Source organism: Streptomyces sp. HUAS MG56, assembly GCF_058673395.1.
Genome location: NZ_CM178722.1, coordinates 7,010,358 through 7,028,888, shown reverse-complemented (window position 1 = coordinate 7,028,888; position 18,531 = coordinate 7,010,358). Strand labels below are relative to the sequence as shown.

Below are 18,531 nucleotides of genomic sequence, written 5' to 3'. Positions count from 1 at the left end.
ATGAGCCAGGCGGCACAGAACCTGAACTGGTTGATCACCAACTTCGTGGACAACACCCCCGGGGTGTCGCACACGGTGGTGGTCTCCGCCGACGGCCTTCTGCTGGCGATGTCCGAAGGCTTCCCGCGGGACCGCGCCGACCAGCTCGCGGCCGTCGCCTCGGGGCTCACCTCGCTGACCGCCGGGGCATCCCGGATCTTCGAGGGCGGCAACGTGGCACAGACGGTCGTCGAGATGGAGCGGGGGTTCCTCTTCCTGATGTCCGTCTCGGACGGGTCGTCCCTCGCGGTCCTGGCCCACCCGGAGTGCGACATCGGTCTCGTCGGCTACGAGATGGCACTGCTCGTCGACCGCGCAGGGGCGGTACTCACCCCGGATCTGCGCGCCGAACTCCAAGGCAGTCTGCTCCACTGACCGCCCCCGGCACCACCCACCTCACCAAACCACCGTCCGGCCGACACAATCCCCCCACCGGCCCCCGACAGACGGCTTGACCGACCGACCTGCTGTCCCGCCCGGAGGATTCATGACCCCGCCCACCGCCCATCACGATCCGTACGCGGAACCGTACGGGGACGAGGGCGACCAGCCGCTGGTCCGTCCGTACGCGATGACCGGCGGCCGGACGCGGCCTCGCTATCAGCTCGCCATCGAGGCGCTGATCAGCACGACGGCCGACCCGGCAGCGCTCATGGGGCTGCTCCCGGAGCACCAGCGCATCTGCCACCTGTGCCGTGAGGTCAAGTCGGTCGCGGAGGTCTCCGCGCTGCTGGCCATGCCGCTCGGGGTGGCCCGGATCCTGGTGGCCGACCTCGCCGAGGCCGGCCTGGTCGCCATCCACCAGCCCGGTGGCGACGAGAACAACGGTGGCGCTCCGGACGTGACGCTGCTCGAAAGGGTGCTCAGTGGACTTCGCAAGCTCTGACGCGGGCCGGGCCACCACCTCCGCCAAGATCGTGGTGGCGGGCGGCTTCGGCGTGGGCAAGACCACGTTCGTCGGCGCCGTCTCGGAGATCAACCCGCTGCGCACCGAGGCCGTCATGACGTCCGCCAGCGCGGGCATCGACGACCTCACCCACACCGGGGACAAGACGACGACCACCGTCGCCATGGACTTCGGCCGTATCACCCTCGACCAGGACCTGATCCTGTACCTGTTCGGCACGCCGGGCCAGGACCGCTTCTGGTTCATGTGGGACGACCTGGTGCGCGGTGCGATCGGCGCGGTGGTGCTCGTGGACACCCGGCGCCTGGCCGACTGCTTCCCCGCGGTCGACTACTTCGAGAACAGCGGGCTGCCGTTCGTCGTCGCCCTCAACGGCTTCGACGGCCAGCAGCCCTACAACCCCGACGAGGTGCGCGAGGCGCTCCAGATCGGGCCGGACGCCCCGATCATCACGACGGACGCCCGTCATCGCGCGGACGCGAAGTCGGCGTTGATCACGCTGGTCGAGCACGCGCTGATGGCCCGCCTGCGGTAGCACAAGTGCTGGTCAGCACGTGCATACGTGCTCAAGTACGACGTGCCGTACGGCAGTTGTCGTAATCGGACCGGAGCCAGCTGTGGCCTTTGACACGGTCGGCTCCGGTGTTCATAACAGTTCGGCAGAGGAATCCCCGGGTATCACCACGCGACGCAGTCGGGCTGTACCGCTGCGCTCACAATCGCCCCGCCTTTTGGCGGGGCTCGCTCTTTATGACCGTTTTATCTGCCACCTGCGACAGGCCCCTTCACAGGTTTCCACTGTTTGGAAGAGCACTGGTCCACGTGCTGGAATGCCTGAACTGCCCAATAGTCAAAGACGTACTCAGTAGTCGATGACGAACCGGGCTCTGAGAGACTCTGCGGCACGACGTAGGTGCCGACCGCCGAGAGGTTGTTGGTCGAGTGAGGCGAAGCAAGAACGGTCCCGAGCCGTCGGCACGGGGCAACTTCACCCCGCCGCCGCGCGCTGCGGCGCCCACCCCCGTGACCGGCGCGGAACCGGCGGCCCCGCAGGCCCCGAGCGGCGGTCGTTTCTCCCCGCGCAACTGGCGGGTGCCGACCAGACTGAACGCGATCCTGCTCATACCCGTGGCGGTCGGTCTCGTCATGGGCGGCTTCCAGGTGAAGAACTCGATCGACACCTGGCAGCAGGCCCGTGACGCCGAGAACACCGCCCGGCTCGTGCGCGCCTCGCTCTCCTACGCCGACGCGCTCTACCAGGAGCGCGACACCGCCGCCGCGCCCCTGCTGAAGGGCAAGCTGGAGACCGCCCAGGACAAGGCGACCGTCACGGCGGTCCAGAACGCGACCGACAAGGCCGCCGACGCCTTCGACCAGGCCGCGCAGAACATGCCGCACAAGTCCGGCCTGGAGCGCCGGCTGAAGCTGTTCCGCGAGGCGGAGCCCTTCCTCCAGACGCTGCGCGCGGGTGCGTACACCTCCAAGTTCACCGGTGTGCAGACCGAGGAGGGCTACGTCAAGGTCGCCCACCCGCTGATGGAGTTCGCCAACGAGCTCGGTCTCGGCACCGGCAACATCACCTCCTACGGCCGTACCGTCTACGCCATCTCGCTCACCAAGGCGGCCCTGTCGCTGGAGCGCTCGATCGGCATGCACATCCTGGTCAAGCCGGGCCCGGACGCCCCCAACCTGGCCAGCCAGCGCGTCGCCCTGTCCTCGTACGCCTACCTGGAGGGCATCGCCGTCGAGGAGTACATCGGCGGTGGCACCCAGGCCGACGCGGACAAGCTGGACGCCGAGAAGAAGGACATCCAGACCCAGGCCGTGACGATGGCCCAGCAGGCCAAGGCCAAGGACCCGAGCTACGTCGCGCCGCCGTCCGACCCGCAGAAGATGGTCACGGCGCTCGCCACCCTGGACTCCACCGACCCCGCCGCGCGTGCGGCGCTCGCCCAGAAGGGCATCACCGCGCAGAACTGGTGGGCGGTCAACACGCTCAAGTTCAACGCGTACCGCGACATCGAGTCGGGCATGGCCGACAAGGCCGTGAACGAGGCCTCCGGCATCGCCGACGACGCCAAGACCTCCGCGATCACCACCGGTGCCGTCGTCGTGGTCGCCCTGCTGCTCGCGTTCATCCTGGCCGGTGCCGTGGCCCGCCAGATGAGCCGCTCGATGCGCCAGCTGCGCAACGCCGCCTTCGGCATCGCCGAGCAGCGTCTGCCGATGCTGGTCGACCAGCTCTCGCGCACCGACCCCGGCCGGGTCGACACCCGGGTGACCCCGATCCCGATCACCACCAAGGACGAGATCGGCGAGGTCGCCCGCGCCTTCGACCAGGTCCACCGCGAGGCGGTCCGGCTCGCCTCCGAGCAGGCGCTGCTGCGGGGCAACATCAACGCGATCTTCACCAACCTGTCGCGCCGCAACCAGTCGCTGATCGAGGGCCAGCTGACCCTGATCACCGACCTGGAGAACAACGAGGCCGACCCGGACCAGCTGGAGAACCTCTTCAAGCTGGACCACCTGGCCACCCGTATGCGCCGCAACGGCGAGAACCTCCTGGTCCTCGCCGGCGAGGAGCCCGGCCGCCGCTGGGACCAGCCGGTCCCGCTGGTCGACGTGCTGCGCGCCGCCTCCTCCGAGGTGGAGCAGTACGAGCGCATCGAGCTGTCCGGTGTGCCGGAGGCCGAGATCCACGGCCGCGCGGTCACCGACCTCGTGCACCTGCTCGCCGAGCTGCTGGAGAACGCGACGACGTTCTCCTCCCCGCAGACCAAGGTCCGCGTCACCGCGACCCGTCTCCCCGACGGCCGCATCATGATCGAGATCCACGACAAGGGCATCGGCCTGACGGCCGAGGACTTCGCGGACATCAACCACAAGCTGGCCAACCCGCCGACCGTGGACGCCGCGATCTCCCAGCGCATGGGCCTGTTCGTGGTCGGCCGGCTGTCCGACCGGCACGGCATCCGCGTCCAGCTGCGCCCCTCGGGCGAGCAGGCCGGCACGACCTCCCTGGTCATGCTGCCCGACGCGATCACGCACGGTGGCGGCGGCGAGACGCCGCTGGACCGCGAGGAGTTCACGGTCTCGCAGATCATCCCGGAGCAGCAGTTCCAGCAGTTCCAGGGTGAGAGCTTCGGCCAGGCGCAGCAGCCTCTGCGGACCGCAGCCGAGCTCGGCTTCGACGACAGCCGGTACCCGGAGATCCCCGACGACATCCGGGAGCTGGACCCGGTCGGCCGCTCGCTGATGCGCGAGGAGCGCCGCGCGGCCCTGGAGGCGCAGGGCCAGGGACAGCCGCAGGCCGAGCAGCCGGAGCCCGAGGCGCCCGCCGCCTACGCGGACCCGCTGTTCGACGGCCGCTCGGGCTACCAGGCGCAGCAGCCGCAGCAGGCGTTCCAGGAGCAGCCGCAGCAGGCCTACCAGGAGCAGGCGTACGAGGAGCCGCGGCAGGCCGCGTACGAGGAGAGCTACGACAAGCCGTACGAGGACCAGTTCTTCGCGCCGAACGGCGGTCTGCCGCAGGGCGAGAGCTTCTCGGCCGGCGGCTACCCCGACCCGGCGTACACCGATCCGGCCCCGGCGCAGTCCTACCAGGACGACTGGCCGCAGCAGCCGCAGCAGCCGCAGCAGCAGGACGGGTACCAGAACGGCTACCCGGCCCCGTACGCTCCGGAGGCGGAATCCTCGCAGGCCGCTGACGCGAGTGAGCGGAACCGCGTAGGCTTCGACCGTCCGGGACCGGCCTCTCCCGCCGCCCACGCGCTGACCGACGCCGGGCTGCCCCGCCGCGGTTCCGCCGCGAGCGGTTCCAACGGTTCGAGTGCCGCGAACGGCACGGCCCGTGTGCAGCCGGAAGCACCGGCTCCGGCTCCGGCTCCGGGCGACGCTCCGGCAGCGGGCGGCGACAACGGCTGGCGTTCGGCGAACGACGCGCGGTGGCAGCAGGCCTCGCAGCTCCGGAAGCCGAAGGCGGGCGGGGTCACCGCGTCCGGTCTGCCGCGGCGGGTGCCCAAGGCCAACCTGGTCGAGGGCGCCGCCGAGAGCACCCCCCAGGGAGGCCCCCAGGTCTCCCGCGCCCCGGAGGACGTCCGGGGCAGGCTGAGCAACCTGCGTCGAGGCGTCCAGCGCGGACGCAGCGCAGGCAGTGAAACGAACGGCCAGGGCTTCGGTCCTGACAGCACCTACAACCAGGAGCGTTAGTGTGAGCCCGATGAGCCAGGCGGCACAGAACCTGAACTGGTTGATCACCAACTTCGTGGACAACACCCCGGGGGTGTCCCACACGGTGGTGGTCTCCGCCGACGGACTCCTTCTGGCAATGTCCGAGGGCTTCCCCCGCGACCGCGCGGACCAGCTCGCGGCCGTCGCCTCCGGTCTGACGTCTCTGACGGCAGGCGCCTCCCGGATCTTCGAGGGAGGTGCCGTGAACCAGACTGTTGTGGAGATGGAGAGGGGATTCCTCTTCATCATGTCCGTATCCGACGGCTCCTCGCTCGCGGTTCTGGCCCACCCGGAAGCGGACATCGGCCTCATCGGGTACGAGATGGCCCTTCTGGTGGACCGCGCGGGCACGGTCCTGACCCCGGATCTCCGTGCGGAGCTCCAGGGCAGCCTTCTCAACTAACAATCGGACGGTGCGTATTCGCGTCCCGGGGCCGTAAGGTTTCGGGACGCGGCTCCACAGCGATGGGTGCCCGGCACAGTCGGAGGAGGAGAGAAAGTGGCAACACCCCCAGGTGGTTCGCATTCGGGGAACTGGTCGTACGGCCCTGGTCAGGGTCAGGGCGACGGTTCGGCGAACCGGTACAACTTCCCCTCCGCCCCGAGCCACCGGCAGCCGTACGCGCCGCAGGGCCCCGGCCCGTCGCCGTACGACCAGCCGCCGGCCCCGCGCATCCAGCCGGTGCAGCCGCAGCGCCGCCCCGAGCCGGCGCCCGCGTCCGCATCGAACAACCCCCTGGTGCGTCCGTACGCCATGACCGGCGGCCGGACCCGCCCGCGGTACCAGCTCGCCATCGAGGCACTGGTGCACACCACCGCGCAGCCGCACCAGATGCAGGGCCAGTTGCCCGAGCATCAGCGGATCTGCAACCTCTGCCGGGAGATCAAGTCGGTGGCCGAGGTCTCGGCCCTGCTGACGATCCCCCTCGGCGTGGCCAGGATCCTCGTCGCCGACTTGGCGGAGGCGGGCCTGGTCGCCATCCATCAGCCCGGCGGCGACGAGAACGCCGGTGGCCAGCCAGACGTGACACTGCTCGAAAGGGTGCTCAGTGGACTTCGCAAGCTCTAGCGGCGGTCCTTCCCGCTCCACCACCTCCGCGAAGATCGTGGTGGCGGGCGGCTTCGGCGTGGGCAAGACCACGTTCGTGGGTGCCGTCTCGGAGATCAACCCGCTGCGCACCGAGGCCGTCATGACGTCCGCCAGCGCGGGCATCGACGACCTCACCCACACCGGGGACAAGACCACCACCACGGTGGCCATGGACTTCGGCCGTATCACCCTCGACCAGGACCTGATCCTGTACCTGTTCGGCACGCCGGGCCAGGACCGCTTCTGGTTCATGTGGGACGACCTGGTGCGCGGTGCGATCGGCGCGATCGTGCTCGTGGACACCCGGCGCCTCGCCGACTGCTTCCCCGCGGTCGACTACTTCGAGAACAGCGGGCTGCCGTTCGTCATCGCCCTCAACGGCTTCGACGGCCAGCAGCCCTACAACCCCGACGAGGTGCGCGAGGCGCTCCAGATCGGGCCGGACACCCCGATCATCACGACGGACGCCCGCCACCGCGCGGACGCGAAGTCGGCGCTGATCACCCTGGTCGAGCACGCGCTGATGGCCCGCCTGCGGTAGCACCCCGGCTCCTCCTGACGACGGCCCCTGAACCGGTGGGTTCAGGGGCCGAGTTGTGTGCCGGCGCCGGGCGTTCAGCGTCCGCAGTACGGCATGGAGCGCACGGAGCCGCCGTGGTTCTCGTCGTCGGTGCCGAGCAGGGCCCGGTCGGTGCCGGGCACGCACTCCACGGCCTCGACCTTGTAGCCGTGGAAGGTGCCGAGCAGGGTGGGGGACTCCGCGAGCGTGACGCGCACGGCGCCGGCCGGGGAGACGGTCACCCGGCCGATGTCGGACACGGCGGAGTCGAACGGCCCGTCGTCATCGGCGTCCGCCGCCGAACTCGCCAGGATCCGGCCGGAGTCGGTCACGGTGAGGTCGGTGATGTGCCGGGTTCCCTCGCCGACCGGGTACGGCGCCCGGTACGGCCGACGGCTCACGGCGCCGAACTCGGGCTGCCCCCAGGGGGCGAAGGTGAGCGGCGCCGCGTACAGGACGGCGGGGTGGTCCGGACCGTCGCCCCGGGAGGCCCACAGCGCGGCGAGCCTGCCGCCCCGGGACACCAGCGCGAAGCTCTCGTCGTCGTCGCCCGGGGCGACGCCGGGCAGGGGCGCGTAGTCGACGACGGCCGCCGTGTCGCCGTCCACCCGCACGCGGTAGACGATGCCGCGGGCGGCGAGCGCCATGTACTCCCCCGCCGTGCCGGGAATCGCCTCGATCGCCTCCAGGTCCTGCGGTTCGGCCCCGCTCCAGGTCAGCGGGCTGACCTCGTCGGGGCCGCGGTCCCGGTGGGTGACCCGGGACAGCCGCCGCTGGCCGGGCGCCTTGTTGTCGTGCACGATCAGCGCGTCCACGCCGGTCCCGTCGGCCGAGGGCCCCTCGTGGGCGAGGCCGCTGACGCCGCTGCGGGCGTCGGTGCCGACCCGCTGCCAGCTCTGGCCGGCGGCGCCGGCCGGGATCATGGCGAGCACGGTCAGCAGGGTGGTCGCGATGGTGATCCGGACGGCACATCGCGGCGTCGAGAGTGTCACGGGTGGTGGGGTCCCTTTCCTGGGCCGGTACCTGGGCCGGCTGTGCCGGCTCCTGGGCCGGATCTCCGCGCCAGATTAGGGATCTTGAACTCCCGCCGCCCAGCGCCGGTTGATCCGTTCGCGGGAGCGCACGGGCGCACGGACGGACTGGAAGGGCGCACAACACGACGGCCCCGCCCTCTTGGAGGAGAGCGGGGCCGTGGTGAGGCGTGGACTCAGTGCCAGCTGTGCGGGGCGCGGAAGCCGCCCTCGCGCTCCAGGCGACGCCAGCCGGCCCTGGGGCGGCCGCGGTGCGCCGGGGCCACGGACGTGCGGGCGGCCGCGCGGGCCAGGAGGACGGCCGTGATGGCGGCGACTTCCTCGGGCTCGGCGTGGCCCTTCTCGACGCGGATGTCAGGAGTGCTCATGGGTGTCAGTCTCCGTGAGAGAGAGGTCCGCGGGGTTGCCGCGGCGGGTCCGCTCGGTTACTGCGGGGGGTTGCCGTGCTTGCGGGAGGGCAGGTCGGCGTGCTTGGACTGGAGCATCGCCAGGGACTTGACCAGGACCTCGCGCGTCTCGGCGGGGTCGATCACGTCGTCCACGAGGCCGCGTTCGGCCGCGTAGTACGGGTGCATCAGCTCGGACTTGTACTCCTTGACCATCCGGGCCCGCATGGCCTCGGGGTCCTGGGCGTCGGCGATCTGCCGGCGGAAGATGACGTTGGCGGCGCCCTCGGCGCCCATCACGGCGATCTCGTTGGTCGGCCAGGCGTAGGTGAGGTCCGCCCCGATCGACTGGGAGTCCATGACGATGTAGGCACCTCCGTACGCCTTGCGCAGGATGAGCGAAATCCTCGGCACGGTCGCGTTGCAGTAGGCGTACAGCAGCTTCGCGCCGTGGCGGATGATTCCGCCGTGCTCCTGGTCCACACCGGGGAGGAAGCCCGGCACGTCCAGCAGGGTGACGATCGGGACATTGAAAGCGTCACACATCTGGACAAAGCGCGCAGCTTTTTCACTGGCCTCGATGTCCAGCACACCCGCGAGGACCTGCGGCTGGTTGGCGATGATGCCGACCACCTGGCCGTCCATGCGGGCCAGCGCGCAGATGATGTTCCGCGCCCAGCGCTCGTGGACCTCCAGGTAGTCGCCGTCGTCGACGAGCTCCTCGATGACCTTCGTCATGTCGTACGGCCGGTTGCCGTCCGCCGGGACCAGGTCCAGCAGGACGTCGCTGCGGCGGTCGACCGGGTCGGAGGACTCGGTGCGCGGAGGGTTCTCGCGGTTGTTCTGCGGCAGCATCGACAGCAGGTAGCGCACCTCGGCGATGCACGTCTCCTCGTCGTCGTACGCGAAGTGGCACACGCCGCTGGTCTCGGCGTGCACGTCGGCGCCGCCGAGCCCGTTCTGGCTGATCTCCTCGCCGGTCACGGCCTTGACCACGTCCGGGCCCGTGATGAACATCTGCGAGGTCTCACGGACCATGAACACGAAGTCGGTGAGCGCCGGGCTGTACGCCGCGCCGCCCGCGCACGGGCCGAGCATCACGCTGATCTGCGGGATGACACCCGAGGCCTTGGTGTTGCGCTGGAAGATGCCGCCGTAGCCGGCCAGGGCGCTGACGCCCTCCTGGATCCGGGCACCCGCGCCGTCGTTGAGCGACACCAGCGGGGCACCGGCCGCGATGGCCATGTCCATGATCTTGTGGATCTTGGTGGCGTGCGCCTCGCCGAGCGCACCGCCGAAGATCCGGAAGTCGTGCGCGTAGACGAAGACCGTACGGCCCTCGACCGTACCCCAGCCGGTGATCACACCGTCCGTGTACGGCTTCTTCGCGTCCAGGCCGAACCCCTGCGCCCGGTGCCGGCGCAGCTGCTCGACCTCCTGGAAGGAACCCGGGTCCAGGAGCAGCTCGATCCGCTCCCGCGCCGTCAGCTTGCCCTTGGCGTGCTGCGCCGCCGTCGCCTTCTCGCTCGGGCCGGCCACGGCCCTGGCACGAATCTCGTGCAGCTCGGCGACTCGTCCGCGCGCGTCCGTCGGCTCGCCGGTCGGCTCACCCGTCGTCTCTTCCAAAACGGTCATGTAGCGACCTTACGAAGGACACCAAGGAAAGCGAGACGTCGACTCCGTACAGTCTCCGGCCCGTTTTCCTGGTGCCAGTGAACAGAACCACAGGCGCGTGCAGCCGTTCCGACTGCTCAGAGGGCACCGGGCTTGTAGGGAGACCACAAAGCCATCAGCTGAGACTCACCTCACATACACGGTCGGCACATGCCATCCCTGGAGTGACGCGCAGCCTCAGAGAGCGGTCCGCGGCGAGCACCTCGACGCCCTCGCCGGCCCGGGTCACCGCGCGCACCGGGCGGTCCCAGACGATCTCCAGCGGCCGGCCGGTGCGCGGTGGCTCGCCGATGTGCAGCACGGCCGTACGGCCCCGGCGGACGACGAGCACGCTCGCCCCCGCGGAGACGGCCAGGTCCCCCACCGTACCCGCCCGCCAGAAGTTCGCGCCGGTCAGCCCCAGCCGGGGCACGGCAACGGCCTGCCGGCCGGGGTCGTTGGCGAGGACGCGCAGCCAGTGCCGGTCGGCGGCCCGGGCGGCGGTCTCGGCACGGGTGGCGCCGGGCAGCAGGACGTACAGGTAGCGGGCGCCGGCCGGGTCGGTGCCGTGGTCGAGCCAGAGGGTCTGCCAGCGCCGGGTGCGCCGCTCGTCGGTGCTGGTCGCGTTGATGTCGGACCAGGCGCCGGTGCGGTCCTCGCGCAGGGTGCGCAGTTCGGCGCCGTACGGCCCGTGCGGCAGGATCCAGCCGCCGTGCCCTTCGAGGTGCGCCCAGTTCCGTGCGCGCACGAAGGCCTGGGTGCCGCCTTCCCCCAGGTTGCGGTTGTCCACGACCGTCTCGACCGGGACGGCGTCGGCGCAGGTGATCCCGGCGCCGAGGCAGACCACGGCGTCGTCGAGGAAGAACCAGGACTTACGGGCCTCCAGGCTGGAACCGAGACCCTTGAGATGCTGCCCCACGGCCGCGTACGTACCGTCCGTCGCCCCGCCGACCCACCGGACGTCCGGCTTCGGCGCGCCCCACTCGCCCCCTTCGCGGTCGGCGAGCCGCTTGGTGGAGACGGTGGTCCCGGGCAGCCGGTACCAGTCGACGGTCGGCCAGAACCAGTCCGTGTATTGATCGGCCCGACCGGCCCGATCGGCCCGACCACCACTCGGCCACCAGTACAGCATCCCCGAACCGGTGTGCCAGCCGCGCGGGTTCTCGCCGTTGCCGCACTCGTAGTGGGCGATGCGGTCGCTCGCCATGGACAGGGCGGCGGTGAAGCGGGGCCCGCGGTGGACGGCGCGGTCCATGGCCGGGAAGAGCCGGTGGCCGAGGGGTTCCGGGGCCGCCGGGACGGGCGAGGCGGCGACGGCGTGCAGCCGCGCGAGGTCGGCGACACCGAACTGACCCCCCGTCAGTACCGGTGTCACGCTGTCCCGTTCGATCCATCCCTTCACCATCCCGTACCACTTCGCCCGCCGCGCCTCCCCCACCCCGCCCGCGAGCAGCGCGATCGAGCCGATGAGCGCCTGCCCGTGGAAGTGGTCGCTGCGCATGAGGTGCAGGTCGTCGCCGAGCAGGTAACCCCGGCTGATGGCACGGCCGTTGACGCCGTCCATGACCAGACCGTCGTGGACGAGCGGCGCGAAGGAGTGCTCGACGGCGTCGAGGACGTTCTGCCGGGCGGGGTCGGTGACCTCCCAGGGCGACCCGGCGAGCAGGGCGAACAGCCGCCCGAGTCCGTCGAGCAGGACCTGGCCGTACGTCCCCGCGTAGGCGACCCAGGTGTGCTGCACGAAGGAGCCGTCGGCGTAGAGCCCGTCGCCCTGGGTGACGTACGGGAAGACCGGCGAGAGGGCGTCCCGGGCGAGGGAGATCCTGGCATCGTCCCGCCCGAGGATGCCGCGCAGGACGACGGAGCGGGCGAGGTCGACGCGGTTGGCGCCGGTGGAGGTGCCGGAGTAGTCGGTGAGCATGCTGTCCGGGATGAAGTGGTCCACGGCCGCGCAGGCGGCGGCGATCCGGTCGGCGCCGAGGCGGTCGTACAGCGTGGCCGTGATGTCCATGAGCAGCCGGGGGCTGCCGATCTGCCACTCCCACCAGTTGCCGTAGCGGCTGGTGGAGGGGTTGTAGACGCGGGCGGACAGATGGTCGAGGCCGCGGATGACGGCGTCGAGGAGCGCGGGGTCGCCGCCGGCGCCGGTGCCGGGCTGGGCCCAGGCCTGGGCCATGGTCCACAGCCGGTTGTAGCTGTAGGTGATGCCGGCCGGCGGGTCGAAGGGGTGCCCGGGCCACAGGGAGTCGGGGGCGGGCGCCATGGTGCCGCCGAAGTCCCGCGCCAGGGAACCGAGTTGGCGGAGGCGGGAGGCGTACGGTTCGGCGCCCGGGTCGTATCCGGCCCCGAGGGCGATGTCGAGCCAGCGCCGGCGCAGGGCGTCGTGGGGATCACCGCCTGTCACGGCATCGGCGACTCCGGGGCGGACTTCGGGGCGGGCCCCGAGGACGGGAGCCAGGGCAGGGCCGAGGGCGGCGGCGAGCAGCATCGCGCGCCGGGTCGGTCGCAGGGAACCACTCATCACTGCACCCTTCCCGACGTCCGGCGGTGCACGCAGATGGTGCCCGCTTCCCGGCCGGTGCGCCAGATGGCAGACGCCGTTGCTCCGCGTAACGATGAAGACACACTACGGATGATGTTGAAAACTGAACAGAATGGGTCTACCGTCGGAGACATCGAGTTCGTTTAACGTTCAACTGAAACTTCCTGGAGCACGACATGGGCTTCTTCAGCCGCAAGGACAGCACCCCCGCGACCACGACCGCCGCCACCGGCCCCGACCTGACGGCGCTGACCGGCGACTACACGATCGACCCGGCACACACCACGATCGGCTTCACCGCCCGGCACGCCATGGTCACCAACGTCAAGGGCGCCTTCCACGACTTCACCGGCAGCCTGCACCTCGACGGCGCGGACCCGGCCGGCTCCACCGCGACCCTCGACATCCAGATGGCCAGCGTCGACACCGGCAGCGCCGACCGCGACGGGCACCTGAAGTCGTCCGACTTCTTCAAGGCCGACGAGTTCCCGACCATGACCTTCCGCTCCACCAAGGCGGAGGCCCTGGGCGGCGAGGACTACCGCATCACCGGCGACCTCTCCATCCTCGGCACGACCAGGCCGATCACCATCGACCTGGAGTTCAACGGCTCGGCGAAGGACCCCTTCGGCAACGAGCGCGTCGGCTTCGAGGGCAAGGCCGAGATCCTGCGCTCCGAGTGGGGCCTGACCTGGAACGCGGCCCTGGAGACCGGCGGCGTCCTGGTCTCCGACAAGATCAAGCTGAACTTCGACATCTCGGCCATCAAGAACGCGTGAGCCTCCGGCGGTTCGGCCGGGAGGGGCTTGCGGGGTCGGGCTTCGCAGGGGACTGGAGGGTTTGGGCCACTCATGGCCACCACGAAGGCCCTGGCCCCGCCCCTCACCGGGGCCTCGGACAGCGCCCAGTCGCGGCCCAAGACTGCCCATCACCTGCGGCTGGGCGGCTGCGTCTGATCGCCGTTCGCCGCCGAGCCGGCCCGGCGTGCAGGCGAGGCGCGGACGCGTCCGTGCTGGGGAGCGGGCGGCCCCGGCTCGTTCGTGAGCCGAGGGCCTCGCCTCCTGACGGGGACCGGCAGTACCCACCACGCCGCCGCGATGGACAGAACCGCTCCAACGGCTGTCGCGGCAAGGCGAGTCGGCAGCAGGCTCACCGCGTCCTGGCCGAAGTAGCCGAGGAGCAGGGAGAGAGCGGTCGTGATTCCGGCTGCCCAGTAGGCGTAGTTGAGCGGGCGCAGCCACAGCGCCACGGCCAGGACCGCGAACATCACCGCCACCGACGCGCGGCCCGTGATGCCGGTCGAGGCCACCCCGGTGGCCAGCAGCGTGCCCGCGGCCGCGCCCGCGAGGCGCTCGACCCCCTTGCGCACGACGTCCGTTCGACCCCGGTTGCCGCTCGCCGCCACGTACGCCGTGAGGACCGCCCAGGGCCAGTGGCCGTCGAAGAGAAGGCGGCCGCAGAGGAAGGCCAGGGCCACGCCGACCGCCATCTGCACGGCCATGCGGGTGCTGGAGCGCGGGCGAAGACGCGAGGCCCGGCGGGGAACGACCGGCTCGGGCTCCGGACGCCAGGGGCCGTACCGGTCCCCGAGGGCCTGTACCAGCCACACGCACCCGCACGCCAGGACGCCGATCAGCGCCGACCAGGACCAGCTCACCAGCCCGCTCTCGGCCGCCGGGGGCAGCGCGGGGCCGGGGACGATCAGCAGCGCGACGAACGGCAGCGCCGTCAGCGTGCCGAGTCCGGTCGCCGTGGCGCCGTAGCGGCGCATCCAGATGCACAGCGAGATGCCCGCCGTGAAGACGGCAGCGCCGATCGCGTAGTGGTGCATGATCAGCCGGCCCAGGAACTGCGCCCCGGCGGCCGTGACGGGCAGCAACGCCAGGGCGGCCAGCCGGCGGCGCGTCGGCGCGGTGCGCTGGGTCGAGGACAGGGGGAGGGTGAGGGCCACCGCGAGGACGGGCACGTCCGTGTGCAGCCCGGCCGCGCCCTCCAGCCACAGGGCGGCACCCCAGCAGAGCAGCACCGCCGTCATCGCCAGCATCACTTCGTACGCATTGCGTATGAGTTTTGAGCGCACAGGGCGAGGATACAGCGGGCTTCCCGTCGCAGCTATTAAGCTGCACGTAGGATCTCTGCATGGATCACCACTCCGACGCCGCCCGCCTCCGGCGCGCCGTCGTCCGGCTCAACCGGCGACTGCGGCAGGAACGCGGGGACGGCGGCCTCAGCCCCAACCAGCTCGCCGTGCTCGGTCACCTGAGCCGGTACGGCCCGGCGACCCCCGGCGAGATCGCGGCGGCCGAGCGGCAGCGGCCCCAGTCGCTCACCCGGGTCTACGCGGAGCTGGAGACCGAGGGGCTGATCGCGCGGGAGCGGGGCACCGACGACCGGCGCCAGTCCGTGCTGTCACTCACCGGACCGGGCCGGCGGGCGCTGGAGCGGGACATGGCCGAGCGTGACGCCTGGCTGGCCGAGGCGCTGGGCACGCTCGGCGAGACGGAGCGCGGGGTGCTGAACCTGGCGGCGGCGGTGATGGAACGGCTGGGCTCCCTGTCCCTGACGGACGACGGTCACCACCAGGACAAGGAGTGACGCACCCTCAGAACCCCCTCAGAACCCCCCTCCGAAATCCCCTCCCCCGTCTCCCCCGCCCCCGCCGCCGAAGTCGCCGCCTCCGTCGCCGAAGCCGCCCCCGAAGTCCCCGGGGTCGAAGTCCGTGCCGGAGACGTCGCCGCCCTGGGAGCCGTCGTCGTAGCCGCCGTCGTAGCCGGAGTGCGGGCCGAAGTCGCCGTAGCCCGTGCCGTAGTCGGCCGCGTACGACGGGGTGGCCATCATGGTGCCGAGGAGTGTGCCGACGAGCAGGCCGGGCAGGATGCCGCCGCCGAAGTAGCCGCCCGCCCAGGGGCCGTAGGCGGGGCCCGCGTCCCAGTAGGGGCGGCGGCCGTGCTCGGTGTCGACCTCGCGGATCACCGGGTCGCGGCCGTCGGCCAGCCGGGTGGCGTCGGCCGCGCAGACCGGGACCTGGCGCGGGGCGCCGCCGGGCGGGGTCCAGTCCGCGTCGGCGACCGAGGGGCCGTGGCGCGGGTCGAAGAAGCAGGGCGGCCGGCGCTCGGGCAGCGGGCGGCCCGTGCGGCGGGCGGTGAGCTGGGCGAGCGAGAAGCGGCCGTCCTCCAGCGCCTCGGTCACCGTGCGGACGTCCTCCGGGCGCCGCGCCTCGGACATCCGCTGCTTGGCGGTCTCGTAGGCGTCCAGGGCGCGTTCGTAGTCGGCGCGCATCGCGTCGTCGGCGCCGGGCTCGGCCGGGTGGAAGTCGAGGCGGTCCAGTTCCTCGCCGAAGGCGGTGATGTCCTCGTCGACGACCACGCGCAGCCGGTCGAGGGCGGCCCGCCGCTCCTCCTCGCGCCGGCGGCGGCTGCGCCGCACCAGCGCGTACGCGCCCGCGCCGCCGGCCACGAGGGCGGCGCCCGTGACGAGCACCGCCGTGCCGGACACCCCGCCGCCCGAACCGGCCGGGCCGCCCCAGCTCCTCGGCGCGTGGCCGCCGACCGTGGCCAGGGCGCGGTCGGTGAAGTCGCTGAGCTGGGTCTTCACCGGCTCGTCCTGGACGCTGTTCACCAGGTTGCGCCGGGCCGTCGCCGACATGACGGAGGAGTCGGCGCGGGCGTCGAAGCGGTCGCCGAGGCGGATGCCGTACAGGCCGGTGATGCCGGTGGCCGCGCGGAGGTTCGTGAAGAGTGCGGCCGTCGGGTAGCCGGCCGGGAGGACCGCGACGAACACCGGCTTGTTGGCGTCCACGATCCGCTTCGCGAGGGCGTCGGCGTCCGCCTTCGGCAGCTGGGAGGCGGCGGCCGGGTCGACGTAGACCGGGCTCGCGCGCAGCGCGCGGGCGATCGTGGAGATGCTCGTGTCCGCGCTCGCCCGGGGCGCGAACGGGGGTGCGAGGAGCAGGAGGAACGGGACGAGCAGGAGGAGGACGGCCGGCAGCAGGGCGGGCAGGCTGCGGGTCCGCAGGACGGCCTTCATGGTTCGAAGCTACCCGAATACCTACGAATACCGATGAATTCCGGCATATCGAAGCACGGATCGAAGCACGGCAAGCGGGGCTGTCGTTGGTATAGACCGCCCCTGGTCCCCGTGGTTCACTCATGGCTTAGCTCACGTCATGAGTTAACTAGGACAGGAAGGGCGACGCACGATGAGCAGAACCCGGAGAACCCCCCGCGCGGTCCGGCTGCTGCTGGCCGGACTGCTCTCCGCGGCCGGCGTGACCGCCGCCGTACCCCCCGCGCACGCGGCCGGCGAGCAGGTCACGGCCTGGCTCACCACCACCGACGACTCCGCCGGACGGCATGTCGTACGCGGGCTCCAGGCGCAGGCGCCGTTCGCGTTCCAGTCCGGGACGGGCGGCAGCGGCACGAACATCACCGTGGACGAGAACACCCGCTACCAGACCTTCACCGGCGGCGGCGCCTCCTTCACGGACACCGCGGCCTGGCTGATGAACAGCAGCGGGGCCCTGTCCCAGGCGACCCGGGACGCGACCATGCGCAAGCTGTTCTCGCCGACGGACGGCATCGGGCTGTCGTTCCTGCGCAACCCGATGGGCGCCTCGGACCTCGCGCGCTACGGCTACACGTACGACGACGTGCCGTCCGGGCAGACCGACCCGAACCTGAACGGCTTCTCCGTCGGGCACGATCTCGCGGACGTCGTGCCACTCACCAGGCAGGCGCTCCAGCTCGATCCGTCCCTGACTGTCATGGCCTCGCCATGGACGGCCCCGGCCTGGATGAAGGACAGCGGCTCGCTGAACGGCGGCTGGCTGAAGGCCGAGGACTACGGGGCGTACGCCGACTACTTCGTGAAGTACCTCCAGGCGTACAAGGACCAGGGGATCAACGTCTCCTACGTGACACCGCAGAACGAGCCGACCTGCTGTTCCGGCTATCCCTCGATGAGCTGGAACGCGAGCGGCATCGACTACTTCCTCAAGAACGACCTGCTGCCGCGGCTCCAGTCGGCCGGGCTGAGCACCAAGGTGCTGGCGCACGACTGGAACTGGGACACCTACGACTCCTACGCGGCCCAGGCCGTGGACGACGCGGCGATCCGCGACCACCCCAACTTCGGCGGGATCGCCTGGCACGGCTACGGCGGTGACGTCACCAAGCAGTCCGCCGTGCACGACCAGTACCCCGGGCTGGACGCCTTCGCCACCGAGCACTCCGGCGGCACCTGGATCGCCGACCAGCAGCACGAGGACATGTCCAACATCATCGACTACACCCGCAACTGGGCGAAGTCGGTGACCAAGTGGTCGCTGGCCGTGGACCAGAACGGCGGCCCCCACAACGGGGGTTGCGGCACCTGCACGGGGCTGGTCACCGTGCACGACGGGGACGGTGCGAGCGGGACCGTGGACTACACCGTCGAGTACTACGACATGGGCCAGCTGACCAAGTTCGTCCGGCCGGGCGCCCAGCGGATCGCCTCGACGGCGTCCACCACCGTGCCGAACGTCGCCTGGCGCAACCCGGACGGCAGCAAGGCGCTGATCGCCTACAACGGCTCCTCGTCCGCGCAGGACATCACCATCGACTGGGGCTCCCAGCACGCCACTTACTCGCTGCCCGGCAAGACCTCGGCGACCCTCACCTGGGCCGGCACCCAGTCCGGCAACGGCAGCCGGTCCGGCTCCTTCGTCGGCCTGGCGGGCAAGTGCCTGGACGTCGCAGGCGCTTCGAGCGCCGACGGCACGGCCGTACAGCTCTACGACTGCAACGGCAGCGGCGCCCAGCAGTGGACCGTGGCGGCCGACGGCTCGGTCCAGGCGCTCGGCAAGTGCCTCGACGTGACGTCAGGCTCGACGGCGGACGGGGCGAAGGTGCAGCTGTACGACTGCAACGGCACCGGAGCGCAGCAGTGGTCGTACAACGCCTCGACCGGTGATGTCGTCAACACGGCGGCGAACAAGTGTCTGGACGTCACGGACGACTCGTCGGCGAACGGGGCACGGGCGCAGATCTGGTCGTGCACCGGGGCCGCGAATCAGAAGTGGACCCTACGGTAGGAGTTCTCCAGTAGGAGTGTT

Annotated in this window: 16 protein-coding genes; 10 read left to right on the top strand and 6 right to left on the bottom strand. The window is 71.2% G+C overall.

Annotation, left to right across the window (positions count from 1 at the left end; genetic code table 11):
* The 7 genes from AC4OXY_RS33185 to AC4OXY_RS33155 all read left to right on the top strand — a co-directional run bounded on the left by AC4OXY_RS33185 (position 1) and on the right by AC4OXY_RS33155 (position 6,807).
* Positions 1-414, top strand: a complete 414-nt coding sequence (locus AC4OXY_RS33185) for a roadblock/LC7 domain-containing protein (RefSeq protein WP_003973453.1) — start codon at positions 1-3, stop codon at positions 412-414.
* 112 nt (positions 415-526) lie between these two features.
* Positions 527-925, top strand: a complete 399-nt coding sequence (locus tag AC4OXY_RS33180) for a DUF742 domain-containing protein (RefSeq protein ID WP_009190816.1) — start codon at positions 527-529, stop codon at positions 923-925.
* A complete protein-coding gene (locus AC4OXY_RS33175) occupies positions 906-1,481 on the top strand; it encodes a GTP-binding protein (protein WP_356024659.1) in 576 nt (191 codons plus the stop codon). Before AC4OXY_RS33180 ends, AC4OXY_RS33175 begins: the two co-directional genes overlap by 20 nt.
* A 407-nt stretch (positions 1,482-1,888) precedes the next feature.
* Positions 1,889-5,155, top strand: coding sequence for a nitrate- and nitrite sensing domain-containing protein (locus AC4OXY_RS33170; protein WP_491991540.1), 3,267 nt, complete (start codon positions 1,889-1,891; stop codon positions 5,153-5,155).
* Between the two features lie 10 nt (positions 5,156-5,165).
* Complete coding sequence (locus tag AC4OXY_RS33165; protein ID WP_003993185.1) at positions 5,166-5,579, top strand: roadblock/LC7 domain-containing protein; 414 nt, start codon at positions 5,166-5,168, stop codon at positions 5,577-5,579.
* A gap of 96 nt (positions 5,580-5,675) precedes the next feature.
* Positions 5,676-6,245, top strand: a complete 570-nt coding sequence (locus tag AC4OXY_RS33160; RefSeq protein WP_071370711.1) for a DUF742 domain-containing protein — start codon at positions 5,676-5,678, stop codon at positions 6,243-6,245.
* Positions 6,226-6,807, top strand: a complete 582-nt coding sequence (locus AC4OXY_RS33155) for a GTP-binding protein (protein WP_009314218.1) — start codon at positions 6,226-6,228, stop codon at positions 6,805-6,807. The genes AC4OXY_RS33160 and AC4OXY_RS33155 overlap by 20 nt, the downstream gene beginning before the upstream one ends.
* Before the next feature lie 74 nt (positions 6,808-6,881).
* On the opposite strand, the gene AC4OXY_RS33150 is transcribed toward AC4OXY_RS33155, so the two are convergent.
* From AC4OXY_RS33150 to AC4OXY_RS33135, 4 genes are all read right to left on the bottom strand, one after another.
* On the bottom strand, positions 6,882-7,817 hold the full coding sequence (locus tag AC4OXY_RS33150) for a hypothetical protein (RefSeq protein ID WP_491991539.1): 936 nt from the start codon (positions 7,815-7,817) through the stop codon (positions 6,882-6,884).
* A 215-nt stretch (positions 7,818-8,032) separates the two neighbouring features.
* Complete coding sequence (locus tag AC4OXY_RS33145; RefSeq protein ID WP_356024666.1) at positions 8,033-8,224, bottom strand: acyl-CoA carboxylase subunit epsilon; 192 nt, start codon at positions 8,222-8,224, stop codon at positions 8,033-8,035.
* Positions 8,225-8,281: 57 nt separating this feature from the next.
* On the bottom strand, positions 8,282-9,877 hold the full coding sequence (locus AC4OXY_RS33140; RefSeq protein WP_376289312.1) for an acyl-CoA carboxylase subunit beta: 1,596 nt from the start codon (positions 9,875-9,877) through the stop codon (positions 8,282-8,284).
* Positions 9,878-10,031: 154 nt separating this feature from the next.
* A complete protein-coding gene (locus AC4OXY_RS33135; RefSeq protein ID WP_491991538.1) occupies positions 10,032-12,416 on the bottom strand; it encodes a polysaccharide lyase 8 family protein in 2,385 nt (794 codons plus the stop codon).
* A 197-nt stretch (positions 12,417-12,613) separates the two neighbouring features.
* On the opposite strand from AC4OXY_RS33135, the gene AC4OXY_RS33130 reads away from it, so the two are divergent.
* Positions 12,614-13,216: a YceI family protein gene (locus AC4OXY_RS33130; RefSeq protein ID WP_356024673.1), complete on the top strand. Its 603-nt coding sequence runs from the start codon at positions 12,614-12,616 to the stop codon at positions 13,214-13,216.
* A 149-nt stretch (positions 13,217-13,365) separates the two neighbouring features.
* Here the strand turns inward: AC4OXY_RS33130 and AC4OXY_RS33125 are convergent, their stop codons facing one another.
* Complete coding sequence (locus AC4OXY_RS33125; protein ID WP_491991537.1) at positions 13,366-14,517, bottom strand: FUSC family protein; 1,152 nt, start codon at positions 14,515-14,517, stop codon at positions 13,366-13,368.
* A gap of 59 nt (positions 14,518-14,576) precedes the next feature.
* Here AC4OXY_RS33125 and AC4OXY_RS33120 point away from each other — a divergent pair, with 59 nt between their 5' ends.
* Positions 14,577-15,032, top strand: a complete 456-nt coding sequence (locus tag AC4OXY_RS33120; RefSeq protein ID WP_402066840.1) for a MarR family winged helix-turn-helix transcriptional regulator — start codon at positions 14,577-14,579, stop codon at positions 15,030-15,032.
* 18 nt (positions 15,033-15,050) lie between these two features.
* Here AC4OXY_RS33120 and AC4OXY_RS33115 read toward each other — a convergent pair whose 3' ends face one another.
* Entirely contained in the window at positions 15,051-16,463 is a 1,413-nt protein-coding gene (locus AC4OXY_RS33115; RefSeq protein ID WP_491991536.1) for a hypothetical protein, read from the bottom strand.
* 172 nt (positions 16,464-16,635) lie between these two features.
* Between AC4OXY_RS33115 and AC4OXY_RS33110 the strand changes: the two genes are divergently transcribed.
* Complete coding sequence (locus tag AC4OXY_RS33110; protein WP_356024681.1) at positions 16,636-18,510, top strand: ricin-type beta-trefoil lectin domain protein; 1,875 nt, start codon at positions 16,636-16,638, stop codon at positions 18,508-18,510.
* The last annotated feature ends 21 nt before the right edge of the window (positions 18,511-18,531 follow it).